Annotated in this window: 18 protein-coding genes and 1 tRNA gene; 15 read left to right on the top strand and 4 right to left on the bottom strand. The window is 44.2% G+C overall.

What is annotated here, in order from left to right; genetic code table 11:
- Window positions 1-64: 64 nt before the first annotated feature.
- Entirely contained in the window at window positions 65-1,240 is a 1,176-nt protein-coding gene (locus ACHZBG_RS17775) for a site-specific integrase (RefSeq protein WP_320130806.1), read from the bottom strand.
- 115 nt (window positions 1,241-1,355) lie between these two features.
- A tRNA-Gly gene (locus tag ACHZBG_RS17780) sits at window positions 1,356-1,426 on the bottom strand.
- 432 nt (window positions 1,427-1,858) lie between these two features.
- Between ACHZBG_RS17780 and ACHZBG_RS17785 the strand changes: the two genes are divergently transcribed.
- A complete protein-coding gene (locus ACHZBG_RS17785) occupies window positions 1,859-2,110 on the top strand; it encodes a DUF3276 family protein (RefSeq protein WP_320130808.1) in 252 nt (83 codons plus the stop codon).
- Here ACHZBG_RS17785 and ACHZBG_RS17790 read toward each other — a convergent pair.
- Window positions 2,107-2,733, bottom strand: coding sequence for a ribonuclease HII (locus ACHZBG_RS17790; RefSeq protein ID WP_320130809.1), 627 nt, complete (start codon window positions 2,731-2,733; stop codon window positions 2,107-2,109). The two genes, ACHZBG_RS17785 and ACHZBG_RS17790, sit on opposite strands and share 4 nt — an antisense overlap.
- Window positions 2,734-2,814: 81 nt before the next feature.
- On the opposite strand from ACHZBG_RS17790, the gene ACHZBG_RS17795 reads away from it, so the two are divergent.
- The 12 genes from ACHZBG_RS17795 to rnc all read left to right on the top strand — a co-directional run bounded on the left by ACHZBG_RS17795 (window position 2,815) and on the right by rnc (window position 11,605).
- On the top strand, window positions 2,815-5,664 hold the full coding sequence (locus ACHZBG_RS17795; protein ID WP_320130810.1) for an AAA family ATPase: 2,850 nt from the start codon (window positions 2,815-2,817) through the stop codon (window positions 5,662-5,664).
- Between the two features lie 62 nt (window positions 5,665-5,726).
- Window positions 5,727-7,061, top strand: a complete 1,335-nt coding sequence (ffh, locus tag ACHZBG_RS17800) for a signal recognition particle protein (protein ID WP_320130811.1) — start codon at window positions 5,727-5,729, stop codon at window positions 7,059-7,061.
- A 42-nt stretch (window positions 7,062-7,103) separates the two neighbouring features.
- Complete coding sequence (gene rpsP, locus ACHZBG_RS17805; protein ID WP_320130913.1) at window positions 7,104-7,358, top strand: 30S ribosomal protein S16; 255 nt, start codon at window positions 7,104-7,106, stop codon at window positions 7,356-7,358.
- A 17-nt stretch (window positions 7,359-7,375) separates the two neighbouring features.
- A complete protein-coding gene (locus tag ACHZBG_RS17810; protein WP_320130812.1) occupies window positions 7,376-7,609 on the top strand; it encodes a KH domain-containing protein in 234 nt (77 codons plus the stop codon).
- Between the two features lie 2 nt (window positions 7,610-7,611).
- Entirely contained in the window at window positions 7,612-8,118 is a 507-nt protein-coding gene (gene rimM, locus ACHZBG_RS17815) for a ribosome maturation factor RimM (protein WP_320130813.1), read from the top strand.
- A complete protein-coding gene (trmD, locus tag ACHZBG_RS17820; RefSeq protein ID WP_320130914.1) occupies window positions 8,115-8,867 on the top strand; it encodes a tRNA (guanosine(37)-N1)-methyltransferase TrmD in 753 nt (250 codons plus the stop codon). Before rimM ends, trmD begins: the two co-directional genes overlap by 4 nt.
- Complete coding sequence (gene rplS / locus ACHZBG_RS17825; protein WP_320130814.1) at window positions 8,854-9,210, top strand: 50S ribosomal protein L19; 357 nt, start codon at window positions 8,854-8,856, stop codon at window positions 9,208-9,210. Before trmD ends, rplS begins: the two co-directional genes overlap by 14 nt.
- Window positions 9,211-9,333: 123 nt before the next feature.
- Entirely contained in the window at window positions 9,334-9,843 is a 510-nt protein-coding gene (locus ACHZBG_RS17830) for a hypothetical protein (protein WP_320130815.1), read from the top strand.
- Window positions 9,840-10,340, top strand: coding sequence for a pantetheine-phosphate adenylyltransferase (gene coaD, locus ACHZBG_RS17835; RefSeq protein WP_320130816.1), 501 nt, complete (start codon window positions 9,840-9,842; stop codon window positions 10,338-10,340). The genes ACHZBG_RS17830 and coaD overlap by 4 nt, the downstream gene beginning before the upstream one ends.
- 60 nt (window positions 10,341-10,400) lie before the next feature.
- Window positions 10,401-10,586 carry a 50S ribosomal protein L32 gene (gene rpmF, locus ACHZBG_RS17840; protein WP_014269196.1) on the top strand — a complete coding sequence of 62 codons (186 nt, stop codon included), beginning with the start codon at window positions 10,401-10,403 and terminating at the stop codon, window positions 10,584-10,586.
- A gap of 20 nt (window positions 10,587-10,606) precedes the next feature.
- Window positions 10,607-10,846 (top strand): acyl carrier protein, encoded by a 240-nt coding sequence (gene acpP / locus ACHZBG_RS17845; RefSeq protein WP_320130817.1) that lies wholly within the window; start codon window positions 10,607-10,609, stop codon window positions 10,844-10,846.
- Window positions 10,847-10,858: 12 nt separating this feature from the next.
- Window positions 10,859-11,605, top strand: coding sequence for a ribonuclease III (gene rnc / locus ACHZBG_RS17850; RefSeq protein WP_320130818.1), 747 nt, complete (start codon window positions 10,859-10,861; stop codon window positions 11,603-11,605).
- On the opposite strand, the gene ACHZBG_RS17855 is transcribed toward rnc, so the two are convergent.
- The gene (locus ACHZBG_RS17855; RefSeq protein WP_320130819.1) at window positions 11,572-12,936 is read right to left on the bottom strand and encodes a CCA tRNA nucleotidyltransferase; all 1,365 of its coding nucleotides are present in this window, start codon (window positions 12,934-12,936) and stop codon (window positions 11,572-11,574) included. The genes rnc and ACHZBG_RS17855 overlap by 34 nt on opposite strands.
- Before the next feature lie 133 nt (window positions 12,937-13,069).
- Between ACHZBG_RS17855 and ileS the strand changes: the two genes are divergently transcribed.
- Together ileS and ACHZBG_RS17865 are read left to right on the top strand one after the other, a co-directional pair.
- Complete coding sequence (gene ileS, locus ACHZBG_RS17860) at window positions 13,070-16,198, top strand: isoleucine--tRNA ligase (protein ID WP_320130820.1); 3,129 nt, start codon at window positions 13,070-13,072, stop codon at window positions 16,196-16,198.
- 1 nt (window position 16,199) lies between these two features.
- On the top strand, window positions 16,200-17,081 hold the full coding sequence (locus ACHZBG_RS17865; RefSeq protein ID WP_320130821.1) for a hypothetical protein: 882 nt from the start codon (window positions 16,200-16,202) through the stop codon (window positions 17,079-17,081).
- The last annotated feature ends 5 nt before the right edge of the window (window positions 17,082-17,086 follow it).

Raw genomic sequence — 17,086 nt, forward strand, 5'->3', positions numbered from 1 at the left:
CAGAATTAATATAACTGTATACAAAAAGCTGGGGCACTCCTGAAAAGGGGTGCCCTGTCTGCATCTACTCTTTATCGTCCAGTGAATCCAAGGCATCCTGAAATTTCATGATGGCGTTATATTCATCGTCAAAAGTAGGGTGGTTGTAATGCTCTGTCATTGCATCAGAACTATGGCCTGTCATGGATTGCAATACTTCAGTGGGCATTAAAGGCTTTAGCATCGTATTATAGGTATGTCGGAAACTATGTATTACTAGATTTCTTCCTGTGGTATCTATGCCTACCTTCTCCAACGCTTTTGCAAAATGATTCAAGAGCGTTCTCCCTGTCACGGTGGAGGAGCGATCCTGGCCAAAGAAAATGAAATCTCTCATTTGGTCAAAGGGTGTGACATGGAGCCAGTCGTCAAGACAATCCTGTGCTCGCTTGGTAAGTACAACTATTCTGGTTTTTCCAGTTTTTGTCGTGCCGATTGAATTGTCATGCTTTACTGTATGTTCAATGAGCAAGGCATTGCGATCTTCCTTCCATTGTACATGTTTCCATTGAAGGGCTCTCAATTCCCCGACTCGCATTCCAGTAGTGGCAAGAAGGTAGAACATATATGCATACTCCCTTCTTCCCCAGATAGCCTCCATTTGCTTGATATCGGTCGGGAACAGCTTCAATAACTCTTCCTTGGAAAATATATCCCTTGCTTTTGAAGTGCCACCAAGAGACTCTACTGTTGCAAGGCAATTATACGGAACCAAAGCCTCTCTCTCTGCTTCCCTGAGTACGATACGGAAGGTATAGAGAATATGATTCTTGGTTTGATTGGTAAGTTGTTCCTTGGTACCCTTTTTCTTCAATTCGATAAGCCAATTCTCGATCTCTATCCTGTTGAGGCTGGAAAGTATCCGATGCCCGAACTTGGGTAGAATGTACGTTGTAAGATGACTTCTTCTCTGTTGGGCAATACTCGGAGAAAAAGATTTGCCTTTGGCATGTTGCCTCTTGATCCAAGGACAAACATCCCAGACAAAGAAATTGGTCGTATACTGCTGAAGAGTTATCAAAGTTTTGTCATCTTCGTCCATGAAATTCTGGGCGAAAACATCAGCTTCATACTTCTTGTTGGTACCCGTGGACTTCGAGCAACGCTTCCCATCTACATCATAATAATAGAAAAACCAGACAACACCTTTTTTATTTTTGGTGTCTTTGTACCGTTTGAACAATGTGTATTCGTGTCTCATGGATACTGTTTTGATGTAAAATTTGATGTAAGTCAAGCAATGGGAAATCAAATAAAAACCTACACGCTGAAGTGTAGGCTTTGTAACTCTTTGTAAATTAAGGATTTATTTTTAAAGCGCCTTGCGGGAGTCGAACCCGTTTCTTCAGCTTGGAAGGCTGAGGTAATACCATTATACGAAAGGCGCGCTAACGTTGTATGTTTATAAATCAAAAACGTAAGTTGGTCAAGTCCTATCAGAAATAATACAGGCAAACCTTGGCATCAAACCATACGAAAACGCTTCTTTATGCGGTTTTCAATCGATACTACATCGATTGTTTGTCCCTCTCTGATCATGGGCAATTTCTTCCTCATCGTTTGGAAAACTGAAGCGTAAAATCGTTTGGAAGAATATTGGCAAGAAAAAGGATTTGTCTTTTCCTTGTGTATCATACTATCGAAAAAGATGAAAGAAGAAGTATTTGCATTCTAATTTGGTACAGGATAGTCTTTTGTTCTTATTCAAATCAGTTTTTGATTGTTGGTCCTCTTGTTGACATACCTACAGGTTCCTGTTAAAAATAAGCCATCAGTAGAGCGTAGAGAATTGGACGTTTTGCAAAGCGAGGATAGAAACGTGGGACAGCGTGGAGAAGTGTATTCAACGAGGCTTGTCAAGAATGACAGAACCTATTTCTTTAATGTGAAGGAAAACATCTATGGGGATATGTTCCTCAATATGGTAGAGAGCAAAGGAACTCCGGAAAGCGAACGTTTCATCCGGCAGTCAATCATCGTTTACCAGGAAGACCTTGGGGAATTTGTAAAGGAACTCCAGAAATCGCTGGATTTCATCAAGCAAAACGAAAAAGGGACTGTAGAAGTCTAGAACAATGAGCAGCCGTCGGGCTGCTTTTTCTTTCTCTGCACCTCAATATGAAATGTTTTTCTATGGATAGGGGAAAGCCCATACAGCAGGCAGGCTTTCCTATGTTCCTCGGTCGGGTATCCCTTGTGCTTGGCAAACCCATATAAAGGCCATTTCTTATCTGCACAGACCATATATCGGTCCCTGGCATTCTTGGCCAAAATTGAAGCTGCCATTATCTCTGGTACGGTAGCATCACCCTTGACGATAGCAATCGTGGCACAATCGAGGTCGGGCCGTTTGTTACCATCAACCTTTGCCAAATCGACTGGATACTCAATCTTTATCTTCTCATAGGCTCTTTTCATGGCCAAAAGGGAAGCTTGCAGAATATTTATATGGTCAATCTCTTCAGCTGTAGCCCAGGAAATTCCATAGGCGATGGCTTTTTCCTTGATTATCGCTTCTGCTTTCAGCCGTTGTTGTTCAGAAAGTACTTTTGAATCATTGAGGCATTCAATGGGAAAATCATCACCAAGGATGACAGCTGCGGCATAGACAGGTCCTGCAAGAGGTCCTCTGCCAGCTTCGTCAATCCCACAGATTACCTTTGGTTCCGAGAAATCAAAAAGTTCCTCTTCCATTGAATTTTTCCTCTCTTTTATCATATTCCAACCTATGCTATAATCAGGTCAATATTGCGTCAAGCTAAACGAGGGTAAATATTGTTTCTCAAAAGCCTTGAAATATTTGGATTCAAATCATTTGCAGACAAAGTAAACTTGGAATTTTCCGACGGAATAACCAGTTTGCTTGGTCCAAATGGGTGCGGAAAAAGTAACATCGTCGATGCCATCAAATGGGTTCTTGGAGAACAATCTACAAAAACCTTGAGAGCCGGCCGAATGGAAGACGTAATCTTCAATGGTACGGATACCCGAAAACCATTGCAAGTAGCTGAAGTAACCCTGACTATCAACAATGAAAATGGGACTCTTCCCCTTGATTCACCGGAAATCGAAATAAAACGACGAATTTTCAGAACTGGAGAAAGTGAATACCAAATCAATCGTAACCGGGTGTTGCTCAAGAACATACGGGAACTATTTTTTGATACGGGGGTAGGCAAGAGTGCCTATTCAATACTTGAACAAGGAAAAATTGACCAGATTCTCTCCTCACGCCCGGAGGACCGAAGGTATATCTTCGAAGAGGCCGCCGGCATCTCCCGATTTAAGCAGCAAAGTCTTGAAGCGGAAAGAAAACTCGAGAGAACAGATGAAAATATCGTACAAGTGGAAAATATCCTCAAGGAAGTACGAAGAAACTATGAAACAAAAAAGAACCAGGCCGTAAAGGCAACTTCCTATCGGGAACTGAAAAAAGAACAATTTTCCCTGGAAGTGGATATCCAGCTTTCGACTGTCAAGTCCTATCTTATGCTCAGGGAGAGCAAGCAGGAACAAAAGATCAAAGCCGAACAAGACTATGAGACCCAGAAGGGTTCTCTTTCTTCCTGTGATATCGAAATTGAGGAAATGCAGACCCAGATGCGTGAGACGGGAAGCAAGCGAATAGCGATCCAGACAGAATTGCAACGCCTTGATGAAGCCCAGAAAGGCAGGAATGACAAGCTTGATCTCCTGACTCAACGTTTCCGGGATTTTTGCAGACAAAAAGATGAGGCCGGTGCTCGCTCGGAGGCAATTCTTGAACGTATCCAAAGGGATACCGACGAGATGGATGAAAAACTCAATGCCATGGCTGATATCGATGAAGCCTTGGAAGAGCTTACTGCGGAAATAGAAAAGAACCTCAAGGGGCTGGAGTCGACAAAAGCCCTGATAAAGAGCCAGGATGAAGAAATAGGCCAGACTGAGACGACTGATATCGGAATTGATGAAGAGTTGGAAGGATTATCGAACAAACTCAAGGCGCTTACGGATGTCATTGTTGTTGAGATAGAAGAAAAACTTAAAAAATCAGGATACAACCTGGAAGAAAAAAAGCTTGCGCTTGATGATTTCCTTGCGAAATTGAGCCATATCGAAGCTTCGGTATCGGAACATACCGGTTTTCTGGAAAAACTCAAGGCAACTGGAGTCGCCGCCAATGAAGTGATTCTTCAACAACAACGTTATCAATCCGTTCTGTCAAAAGCCCTCGGTGAATTGAAAGAACTTTTTGCTTCCTATCAAATACATCAGGCTTCGTTCATTGACGAATTGATTGCTCCTGAAGGAATCATATCTGAAAAACACTCGTTGGAAGCAGCGATGGGTGCCAAGCGCAAACTGCTTTCGGGAAACCGTGACAGGATTTCCTACTTACGCGAAGAGAACAGAAAATTATCGGACGCCCTTGAATCCTATCAAATGGCAATAACTGACCAGAAGGTTGCCCTCAACCAATTGCAGGGACAAAAGCAGGGCGCAAAGGATTGGGTGGCAAAGCTCAAGCTGTCAATTACTGAACAAGAATACCAACATAAGGATGCGCTCAGCAATTCCGAGAATGCCCAGGAACGAATTTATGAAACCCAGGAAGATATCCGTGATACCGAAGCTGAGTTAAAGGAGATGAAATCAAAAGTCTCTGAATTGAATGAAGACCTGAAGGATATCATTACCCTCATTGAAGAGAAAGGGGAGTTGATTCGTTCGAGACAGGATTTCAAGGCCTCGTCCTATGAACGTCTGCAGGCATTGAGGAGTGAGGGAGAGAAACTGGGGTTCCAGGTTGAACAGCTGGCATTGAATATCAGTGGAATCTACACATCTTTCTTTGAAAACTTCGGAAAGAGTCTCAAGGAATTTGAATCGCGACTCGATGAAGAGATAAATGACATTCCTGTATTGAAGACTCGTCTCGAAGAAGTTAAGCGAAAGATAGACGGACTTGGATACATAAACCAGATGGCTGAGGATGAATTTGCGGAAGTGAAGGAACAATATGACTTCCTTACCAAGCAACTTGATGATCTGACCAAGGCTAAAAATGACCTCAATGCAGTTGTTATGGAAATAAAGACAAGAAGTGAGCAACTGTTTCTGGCGACTTATAAACAAATTTCGGACAACTTCCAGGAGATGTTCCGTCGTTTGTTTGGAGGCGGACGTGCAGAATTGAAGCTGGTGGATATGGAGAATGTCCTGACAAGCGGCATTGACATCCTTGCCCAGCCTCCTGGAAAGAAGCTCACGCATCTTTCCCTGCTCTCCGGAGGTGAACGCTCCATGACTGCTGTAGCCTTGTTATTTGCAACCTATTTAGTCAAACCTTCACCGTTTTGTATCCTTGATGAGATTGATGCAGCGCTGGATGACCGAAATATTGGATATTTTCTTTCCGTACTTGAGGACTTTGCAATGAAGAGCCAATTCATTATCATCACGCATAACAAGCATACGGTAATGGGTAGCAGGACGCTGCTTGGCGTAACCCAGATGGAAGCGGGTGTCTCGACAACGGTAAGTTACCGAATTGGGCGTATTGAGGGGGAGCCTGTCATATATAATGATGACTCCACAGAGGTTTCTTTTAACGCAGAAGGATCGGTTTTAGGCACTCCTTGACAGGTAGCCGTTGCTTGCGGTATAAGATGTAACTTGAATGATAGTGTATATAGAGAAAGGTAATGTTTGATTCAATAAGCGATAAATTTTCCGGTATCATGCGAACGCTGGCCGGTAAGTCAAAAATCACAGAGAAAAACATCCAGGACGCCGTTGAGGAAATCAAGGTCGCCCTGCTTGATGCCGACGTAAACCTTCGGGTGGTTCGTCGTTTTATCAATGGGACCATGGAAGAAGCCATGGGTGAAAAGGTCCTCAAAGCTGTCGACCCCGGTCAACAATTCATAAAGATTGTCTATGATCGGATGGTATCACTGCTTGGGGATGCTGAACACCAGAAGCTTGAACTGAAGGGTCCTGATACTACCACTGTCATTTTGATGATGGGCCTGCAAGGCTCTGGTAAAACCACGACTGCCTCCAAGCTTGCCGCAAGGTTGAAGAAGGAAGGAAGAAGGCCGATGCTTGTTGCAGCGGACTTGGTCCGTCCTGCCGCAATATTGCAACTCAAGGTCCTTGGGAATGCCATTGGTGTTCCTGTCTTCAGTATCGACGGGGAAAAAGACCCTGTAAAGGTTTCCAAGGCTGCCCTGGCGCTCGCCAAGAAAGACCAGAGAGATATACTGATTGTTGATACCAGTGGCCGTATGCACCTTGACGAAACCCTCATGGATGAAATCAAGAGGATCAGTCAGGCTATCAAACCGGACGAAACCCTCTTTGTTGCTGACTCCATGACAGGCCAGAATGCTGTTACCATAGCGCAGGAATTTGAGGAAAAAGTCGGAATATCCGGAGTTGTCCTTTCCAAATTCGATAGCGATACCCGTGGTGGTGCTGCACTGTCCTTGCGTTCTGTTGTTGGCAAACCTATCAAATTCATCGGTACCGGTGAAAAAACCGAGGATCTTGAGCCGTTCTATCCAGAACGTATCGCCAGTAGGATCCTGGGCATGGGTGACGTGGTTTCCCTTGTAGAGAAGGCACAGGAGACCATTGACGAGCAAGAAGCACTGAAAATGCAGGAAAAGATGGCAAAAAACACCTTTGACCTGCAGGATTATCTTGACCAGTTGAATCGTATGGATAAAATGGGTTCTGTCGAGCAGATTCTTGATATGATTCCAGGTGCAAAGGGTCAGATCAGTGAAGATGACATTGACAAAAAAGAAATTAAACGTGAAAAAGCAATCATATGCTCCATGACCTATGCGGAACGAGTAAATTACCGTATAATGGGGGCCACTCGGAGAAAAAGAGTTGCCGCGGGAAGCGGGACTACCGTATCCGATGTGAACAAGATGCTTAAAAAATTTGAGAAGATGCGACTTACAATGAAGAAGTTTGCAAAAAATAAAAAATACCAGGCTGCAATGCTTAAACAGATGGGTATGTAGTAGAGTTGAATTCGAGTAGGAGGAATTGACGTGAGCACAAGCATGAGATTAAAGCGGTTTGGATCCAAGAAGAGACCAGATTACAGGATTGTCGTTATGGATTCCAGATCAGCAACCAACAGTCGTACGATTGACGAGGTTGGCCAGTATCACCCGATTGCCACAAAAGACAAGCAGGTGGTTCTTAATGTTGAGAAGATCAAGGAATGGATAGCCAAGGGAGCTCAGCCCAGCGATACGGTTAAGCACTTGCTCAACAGCAATGGTGTAACTGTAACCAGAACTGTCCAGGAATAAGTTCCCAGGAGATAGTTGTGGAAAAAGATCTTGTTGAATACATTGTAAAATCCCTTGTAGATATTCCTGACGAGGTAAGTGTCAATGTGGTTGAGGGTGAAAAATCCACAATCCTTGAACTTAGGGTCGCCAGTGATGATGTCGGTAAGGTAATTGGCAAGCAAGGCCGTATTGCAAAGGCAATCAGGACTATCCTGAGTGCTTCCGCTACGAAAAGCGGAAAACGTGCCGTGCTTGAAATCTTGGATTGATCATGGAAAAGATGCTCTGTACCGCAATCGTACAAAATCCCTTCGGGATTCACGGTGAGGTAAAGATTTATTCTTATAATGATGATTGCAGCTACCTTGGGACACTCAAGGAAGTGGTACTTCGTTACAAGGATGGAACCGAGCGAATTGTGACTGTTGAAAAATTCAGGATGCAGGCTTCCCAAGCCCTGATGAAATTTTCAGGATATGATAATCCTGAAGATGCCAGGGCCTTGGCTGGTTGTTTACTGATGGTTGAGAGAAGTAAGGCCGCACCACTGAAAAAAGGCCAGCACTATGTTTCGGACCTCATCGGTTTCACCTTGGTGCATGAAGGTGAGGTTTGTGGTACGGTAGTGAATGCTTTTGATGGTGCCCAGGCTGTTCTCCTTGAAGTTTCCATGCCGGATAAGAAGAATTGCATGGTTCCTTACCTTGAGCAATTCTTGGGGGCTGTAGACAGTTCCAAACAGACTATTGAATTGAAGACTCCATGGATTCTCGATTGAAAATCCATATAGTTACCTTATTCCCGGGAATCGTGGAAGGGTTCTTCAACAATTCAATCATGAAAAGGGCTGTCGAAAGTGGAACCATCAGTTTTGATGTCATAGACTTTCGTTCTTTTGCTACGGATCGTCATCACACGTGTGATGATGCTCCCTTCGGGGGTGGGGCAGGCATGGTAATAAAATGCGAACCACTTTGTGCTGCCTTGGATTCAATCGGAGCAAAGGAGAAACGGGTACTTTTCCCATCTCCTTCAGGACGAAAGTTTACACAGCAATATGCCGAGGACCTGAGCAAAGAAGAGGAATTGGTCTTTATTTGTGGCCACTACGAGGGTATTGACCAACGGGTAATAGACCTGTATGTTGATGACGAGATTTGTATTGGGGATTATGTGATCAGCAGCGGTGAGGTTGCTTCCTTGGTTATCATAGATGCCGTTTACCGTTTGATCGGTGGTGTCATCAGCGATGAATCACTTGAGGAAGAAAGCTTCAGCGATGGTTTGCTCGAATATCCGCAATATACTAGGCCTGAGACCTATTGCTCAAAAAAGGTGCCTGATGTATTATTGAGCGGGCATCATGCCAAAATTGGCCAATGGCGACTACAGAAAAGGCTGGAAAAGACTTTGTCTTGTCGGCCGGACCTGTTGGAGACGGCATCCTTGGATGTGAACTCCAGAAAGATTTTGAATGAATTGAAAGAACATAGTGCGAAGGGGACCGTAGACGATGGATGTAATTAAGGCTATTGAGTCGGAACAGATTAAGGAAAATGCAGAGAATTTCTGTGTTGGTGACACCATAAAGGTGTTTTTCAAGATTATCGAGGGTGCAAACGAACGTGTACAGGTATTTGAGGGTCTTGCCATCGCGAAGAACAATGGTGGTGTCCGTCGTACTTTCACTGTAAGGAAGATTTCCTACGGCGTTGGCGTAGAGAGAATTTTCCCCTTGCACTCACCTCGTATCGAGAAGATCGAAGTGGTCCGAAAGGGCCGTGTCAGACGCGCAAAGCTTTACTATGTGCGCGACAAAGTGGGCAAAAAGGCAAAAGTCAAGGAACTCATCCAAAAGAAGAACGCCTAGTTCTTTCGCCAATAGCCAGAAAGGGACGACATCTATATGGTGCCGTCCTTTTTGCTGTAATCCACTTTCTTCAATATCTTGTCCAAGTTGATAAAACAAGGTATTTTAGTCATAGAGGTAAACATGGAATCCGATAACATCAAGCTTGACTCTAGTAAACCAGGAAAGGCTTCGGGAAACCGCAAGCGTGACAGGGGGCGCCGGAATGGGAAAAAAGGTTCCAAAGCCAAGGGGCCTGCGGTCCTTGCAACCAGTAACGCAAATGTCTCCAAGGAATCCTTGCTTCCTGAACAGACAAAACGGGCTTTTCATAGCAACCTACCGCAACTTCCCGTAAAGAAAATTGATGAACCACTGGAGATCTGTCCTCTTTGCAATAAAGTAATAGAAAATATTGCGGAAAGTTTCACTTCTGAGGGAGGGGGTCATTGCCATTTCGATTGTGTCCTGAACAAACTTTCGGAAACAGAGTCCCTTACGGAGAAGCAAAAAGTCAGTTATATCGGAAGGGGTACTTTTGCAGTTGTTGAACCCAAGGATGATGGCGGATTTACTTTTGTCAAACGTATCGTATGGGAAAACCAAGAGGCGTTTGATGCAATGAAGAAATATGTCGAGGCCTCTAAGAAATGAAACCTTCATACAATGTTGCAATGTTACCTGGATCTTTTGATCCTCCGACCAATGGACATATCGACATTATTGAACGCAGCGCAGTTCTCTACAACAAACTTTTTGTAGTGGTTGCTGACAACGTTCAGAAAAAATGTCTGTTTAGTGCCGATGAGCGGAAGGACATGCTCAAGAAGATCTTGGAAAAACATAGAAACATTGAGGTAGTTAGTTATCGCGGTCTTGTTGTTGAGTTTGCTCGTGACAATGGGGTTGGAGTGATGATTCGAGGTGTCAGGGCCTTGGTCGATTTTGGGTATGAATTTGAGTTGGCAATGACAAACAAGCAACTCAATGCAAGTCTGGAAGTATTGTTTATGCCGACAAGCCCGAAATACTTTCAGCTACGGTCCAGTGCCATAAAGGAAATGGCAGCCTATGGGGCTGACATTTCTCCGATGGTTCCACCGTTAGTCGTACAAATGATGGGAAATCGTGTCAAGTTGTTGACGCAATAAGGGTTTTCCGTTATTCTTGCTTAAGTGTCAAAATTTTGCGTAGTGTAAGAGGAAATTCAAATGGCAACACCCAAATATAAGACTTCAAAGGCCAGCGCGGCTTCTCGTAAAGCCGCTAACATGCGCCTTGTAGCTCCGACTCTTTCCCGTTGTAGTACCTGTGGTAATATGGTCCTGCCTCATCGCGTATGCCCAAAATGCGGCTTTTATCGTGGTGTACAGGTTATTGATTTACAAGATAAATAGACGCAGTTCAGGAGAAAGAAATGGATAGTAAGGTAGTTTATGAGAAAGTAAAGGCTCTTATTGCAGAGAAGCTCGAAATTGATCCAGCAAAGATTTCAATGGAAGCTTCATTCCGCAAGGATCTGGGAGCTGATAGTCTTGATACGTATGAATTAGTGTATGCCATTGAAGAGGAATTGGGTGTTTCCATTCCTGATGAAAAGGCTAATGAATTCGAGACCGTTAAAGACGCAGTAGATTTTCTCTCCACCCAGCTCTAAGGTTCATCTTCAATGGATGATAAATCTTTTGGGAAAGCTCCCGAGATCTCTGAATCAAGAGAACGGGAGCTTTTTGTTTTTGTAAAAAACAGCGGTATAGTTTGTAAAGACCTGCAATTGTTGAATCTTGCATTCACGCATCGGTCTTTTGCAAATGAAACCCTGGAATTGGTCGATAACAACGAACGGCTTGAATTCTTGGGTGACAGTGTCCTTGGGGTAATCGTAGCTGATTGGCTTTTCAGAAATCTTCCTGCAAAACATGAGGGTGATTTCTCAAAAATCAAGAGCGTGGTGGTGAGTGAGGATAGTCTGGCTTTAGTGGCACGGAAACTTCATGTCGACCAGTATCTTCTCATTGGAAAGGGCGAGGAAAATAGCGGGGGCAGAGAAAAAAAGGCATTGCTTGCAGATTGTCTTGAAGCTCTCTTTGCTGCCTGTTATCTGGATAGTGGTTTTGAGGTTGCCAAGACTTTTGTCATGGACAATCTGGAACCTCAGATCCAGGCAGTGCTCAAGTATGATTATCATAGGGATTATAAGACAAGCCTTCAGGAATACATGCAGAAGCGTTGGCGCAAATGTCCGACCTACACTTTGGTGAAGAAGACTGGTCCAGAACATGATTTCACGTTTCATGTAGAGGTTCATTTAAATGAACTTTCCTTTGGGCCGGCTCAAGGGCGTAATAAAAAAGAAGCGGAGCAGAATGCTGCCAAGCTTGCCTATGAAAGTATCTTCGATACGAATTCAGACTGATAGCATTTGGCAATATCGCTCAATTGTTCCTTGGTATTTTGTTTTGGGTCATCCAGGACCGTTTCCAAGAGCAAATTGAGAATCTTGCCGATGCTTGGTCCCTTGGGAATCCCCAGAAGTATCAAATCATTTCCATTGATTGCCAGATCCTTGACAGTCAAGGCATCATGTTCTGACAGAATCCCTTGGATTCTTCCGTCCAGTTCAGAGACCATCCGTATATCAACTGAACCATTGATTGCCTTCTGATCGGCAAACCTGAGCTGGAAGAGCAGGGGAAGATAGGAAAGACCAACTCGGTTGATGAAGCGTCGTACGGCGCTATCAGTCCAGGTTTCCTGGTAATTGAACATATGCTCCCTGACTAAATGAGAGACGGTCTTGATTTGTTCGTTGCTTGCCTTGAGAGATGACAATATTTTTTTTGTCTCGCGTTCCCCGACAAGTTCATGTTGATAGAAGGTATAACCCCCGTCTTTTTCAACAATGGTCAGGCTTTTTCCAATATCATGGAATAAGGCTGCCAGCCGTACTTCCAGAGTAAAGCCCATATCCGCGGCTGCTTGGCATGCAGAAATGTTATGGGAAAGAATGTCCTCATGGTGCATTCCTTTTTGTTCAATTCCATTTCCTTGTGCCAGAACGGGAAAAAGCACTTCAAGAATTCTGGTTTCCCTCATATAGGATAGTCCGATGCTAGGTTGTCCAGAACCAATCATCTTGAAGAACTCCTCGCGAATCCGTTCTTTGCTGACAAAGGTGAGATTATCCTTCAATTCGCCCATTGCCACCAATGTCTGCCGTTCAATGGAAAAATTGAGTTTTGAAGCAAGCCTGCACCCTCTCAGGATTCTGAGTGCATCCTCGGAGAAACGAAGATGAGGATCCCCGATGGCCCTGATCATCTTGTTTTTCAGGTCTTTCGTTCCTTCGTGTTTATCTATGATATTTCCATTGCTGCAATCCACTGCAAAGGCATTGATGGTAAAATCCCTTCGTTTCAGATCTTCCTCAAGATTCCTGATAAAGGTTACCGATGAAGGATGCCGGCCATCAACGTAATCCCCGTCAGTGCGAAAGGTAGTTACCTCGAACATTTGATTCTCGAAGATGACCGTAACAGTCCCATGGTCAATGCCTGTGGGAATGACATGGGGAAAAAGGGAAATCACTTCCTGGGGGTCAGCATCAGTAGTGAAATCATAGTCGTCATTCTGCAAGCCGAGCAGATGGTCACGAATAGCACCTCCCACTATAAAGAGAGAGAAACCTGCATCCTTGAAACGGGATGAGAATCGCTTGATGGAACTGGAAACGGGGAAACTCTGCATACTGCCACACTAACGTGACAAACGAGAAAGGTCAACGGAAAAAACGGTGGTAAAGGTTGCCATTCAGCGTTTTTATGAATAGAATAACAGCAATGCGGAAGTCGGTGAAGGTTTCCCATTTCAAGGAGTGTGTATGTTTCGTACAGTAACCACCAAAGTTGATTTTCCTGAGATGGAAGAAAAGATTTTATCTTTCTGGCAGGAAGAAGATATTTTTACCAAGTCAATAGAATCAAGACCCGCCGATAATGAGTATGTCTTTTATGATGGGCCTCCGTTTGCAACAGGTTTGCCTCATTTCGGGCATCTGGTTCCTGGTACGATCAAGGATGCCATTCCTCGTTATCAGACGATGAAGGGCAAGAGGGTCAATCGTCGTTTTGGTTGGGATTGTCACGGACTCCCCGTTGAATATGAGATGGAAAAAACCCTTGGGATCAGTGGACCCTCTGCCATCATGGAATATGGCGTTGCAAACTTCAATGAGCAGTGCCGTTCCATTGTGCTTCGGTACACCTCCGAATGGAAGAGCACCATCAACAGAATGGGACGCTGGGTTGATTTTGAACATGGTTACCGCACTATGGATACTGATTACATGGAATCCATTTGGTGGGTATTCAAGACCCTTTTTGATAAAGGTCTTATTTATGAGGGATATAACATTCTGCCTTATAGTCCTGCCTTGGGCTGTCCCTTGTCAAACTTCGAAGTCAATCTCGGGGGGTATCAGGATGTAGTTGACCAGTCGGTAACTGTAAGGTTTGCCGTAGAAGGGGAAAAGGACACCTATTTTCTCGCCTGGACTACTACGCCTTGGACATTGCCTTCCAACCTTGCGCTTGCCTTTGGTCCCGATATTGACTATGTAAAGGTTCTTGATAAGACAGACAACTGTTATTATATACTCGGAAAGTCACGGATCTCCCATTATTACAAGGATGAGAATCAGTACGAGATAGTTGACGAGCAGAAGGGTAGTTATTACAAGGGAATGCGGTATAAACCGTTGTTTCCCTACTTTGCAAACCTTAGGGAACAAGGTGCCTTTGTCTGCGTAACCGGAGATTATGTAACCACCGAGGATGGTTGTGGTATTGTCCATACCGCCAGTGGTTTTGGTGTTGATGACTATCAGGTGCTTAAGGGAACCGGAATCCCTGTGGTGTGTCCGATTGATGATGAATGTCGTTTTACTGATGAAGTGCCGGATTTCAAGGGTCGTTTTGTCAAGGATACAGACAAGGATATCATTGCTTGGCTCAAGGATCATGGAGTCTTGGTCAAACGAGAGAATTATCTGCACTCCTATCCGTTCTGTTACAGGACACACAAGCCTTTGATCTATCGCGCAATGAGTTGTTGGTTTGTCGATGTCCAGAAGATCAAGCAATCGATGCTCAACGCCAATGAACAGATTACCTGGATGCCTGAACATCTCAAGGAAGGTCGCTTTGGCAAATGGCTCGAGAATGCCCATGAATGGGCTATCAGCCGTAACCGTTTCTGGGGAAATCCGATTCCAATTTGGAAATGTGATGGCAGCGACTATATCGAGGTCATCGGAAGCCGAGAAGAATTGGAAACAAAATGTGGCCAGTCAGTGCCAGATTTACATAAGCATTTCGTAGATGAATTGACGTGGCCCAGTCCTGATGGCAAAGGTACGATGAGGCGCATCAAGGATGTGCTTGATTGTTGGTTTGAATCAGGATCGATGCCCTATGCCCAGCTCCATTACCCGTTTGAAAACAAGGAATTCTTCGAAGAACATTTCCCGGCAGACTTTATCTGTGAAGGATTGGACCAGACCCGTGGTTGGTTCTATACCTTGACAGTCATTGCTGCCGGTCTCTGGGATAAACCTGCCTTCACGCACTGTATAACCAATGGGATCGTTCTTACCGCAGAAGGCAAGAAAATGAGCAAGAGTGCACACAATTACACTGACCCCATGGAGCTTATCAACCAATATGGTGCCGATAGTCTTCGATTTGCTCTCATGAACAGTGCTGTTGTCCGGGCAGAGGATTTGAAATTCAGTGAAGATGGTGTCAAGGATGTTCTCAAGACTTTGATCATTCCTTTGTGGAATGCCTATTCGTTCTTTGTAACCTATGCGAATATCGATGGGTATGAACCGAGCGAAACGCCTTATGAAAAGCTTTCCAATCCGATGGATAAATGGATTATCAGCAGTAGTGAGCGTTTTATTCAGGATGTGACCAATGCTTTTGATGCGTATGATATCCAAAAAGCAAGTTCCTTGTTCGTTCCTTTCCTGGATGACCTGAATAACTGGTACATTCGTCGCAGTCGTCGAAGGTTTTGGCGTAGTGAGAATGATGGGGACAAGAAGGAAGCTTATGATACGTTGTACAGGGTACTGATGACCTTCATCAAAGTAGCTGCTCCCTTGATTCCCTTTACTACTGAGGAAATCTACCAGAATCTCAAATCAGATGATATGGAGCAGAGCATACATCTTTGTTCCTATCCTACCTATGAGAACGCGCAACGTGATTTTGTCCTGGAAACCCAGATGGCCCTGACCCAAAAGGCAATTGCCATGGGCCGTGCCGTTCGAGCCACCAACAACCTGAAGATACGTCAGCCGTTGCAGACTTTGTATCTTGTTGACCGTGAACAGGAAGAACGCGAGATTCTCCTTTCCATGGAAGACATCATTGCCGAGGAACTGAATGTAAAGAAAGTGCATCTTCAGAGTGATGAATCCGATTTGGTACGTTACAGTGCAAAAGCCAATTTCAAGGTTCTTGGTGCTGCCTTGGGCAAGAATATGAAAGAAGTTGCTTCCCAGATTGAAAAATTGTCGGGAAGTTCCATTGCTCAGATTCTGGATGGAAAAAGTCTCAAGATAGCATACAGTGCAGGGAAAATTGAACTTACCTTAGAGCATATCCTTGTCCAGCGAACTGAAATGGAGGGCGTGAAAGTCCTCAATGATGGATCCTTGACTGTTGGTTTTGATACCAAAGTCACAGAGGAATTGCTTGAAGAAGGAATTGCCCGTGACATAGTCAGGAGTGTACAGAACCTGCGCAAGGAAAGTGGGTTTGATGTCTCTGATAGAATTGAATTATCCTATGATGGTGATGAAGTCATCGAAAAAGTATTTACTGACTTTGGAACGACCATTGCCAGCGAAACCTTGGCCAACTCACTTGAAAAGGTCTCCCTTGAGGGGGAAGGTCTTGATTGTGGGGATCATTCAGTTCGGCTTGCAGTAAAAAAGGCCTGAAATGAAAGGAATTAAAGGTATCCTTGTCGCCAGTATAACGATATTGCTTTTCACTTCCTGCACCTCCTTGGGCAGGAAGGCGAAGCCGTATTATTATTTTCAGGGAATGGCAAAACCCAATACTATCGTAATGACTGTTGATGCAAAGGCAGAAAACGCCTTGGTTGTGTCAGCTTTCAAAGGTATGGAGGAGTTTACCAAACGGGCAGATAGAATTTCTGTTTCCCTTACCCCCAATGGCGATGAATATCCCTTGCAGACCAAGGATCTCTCGATCTATGGCGTGGTTCAGGGGGATTACCCGAAATTTCTTATCAACACAGGCATGATGTATTCGTCAGCCCTTACCAGAAAAGAAAACAGCGATGGCCTTTCCTGGTTTGAGCAAAAAGACAGCGATCTCAGTTTTTCCGTTGCCAAGAATGATACTTTCCTGTTTTCCAATGGATCCTATGCAACTGCCTATGATGCAATGAAACAGGAAGTTCCCTACATAGATGCAACAACGGCTTCCATGATGGTAAATACCGCTATTGCAGTATATGCCTTGGAGCCAGAGACGTTTTTTGATTTTGGTCTTGGTCTCCCTGTTTCAGCTATCAAGCAAATGAAAAGTATTTTGTTATTGATAGGAAAGCAAGAAGACTCCCATACCTTGGATGCCTATATAACCATGGATTCCGCGAAACTTGCACAAACCTTGTCGCAGATGGTGCGAACAGGTTATCTTGCTAGGTTAAAAAAGGACAAGGTTCCTTATAAAATAGCCGACCTTATGAAGATGTTCTTGATACAGGATGATCTTTTTACTATCAAGGGTATGAAGTTATCCGAGGAACAGATGGATATGTTAAAACAGAGCATTACTGGCTTTGTCATTTGAAGGAG

This window comes from uncultured Sphaerochaeta sp., assembly GCF_963676625.2.
Lineage (GTDB): Bacteria > Spirochaetota > Spirochaetia > Sphaerochaetales > Sphaerochaetaceae > Sphaerochaeta.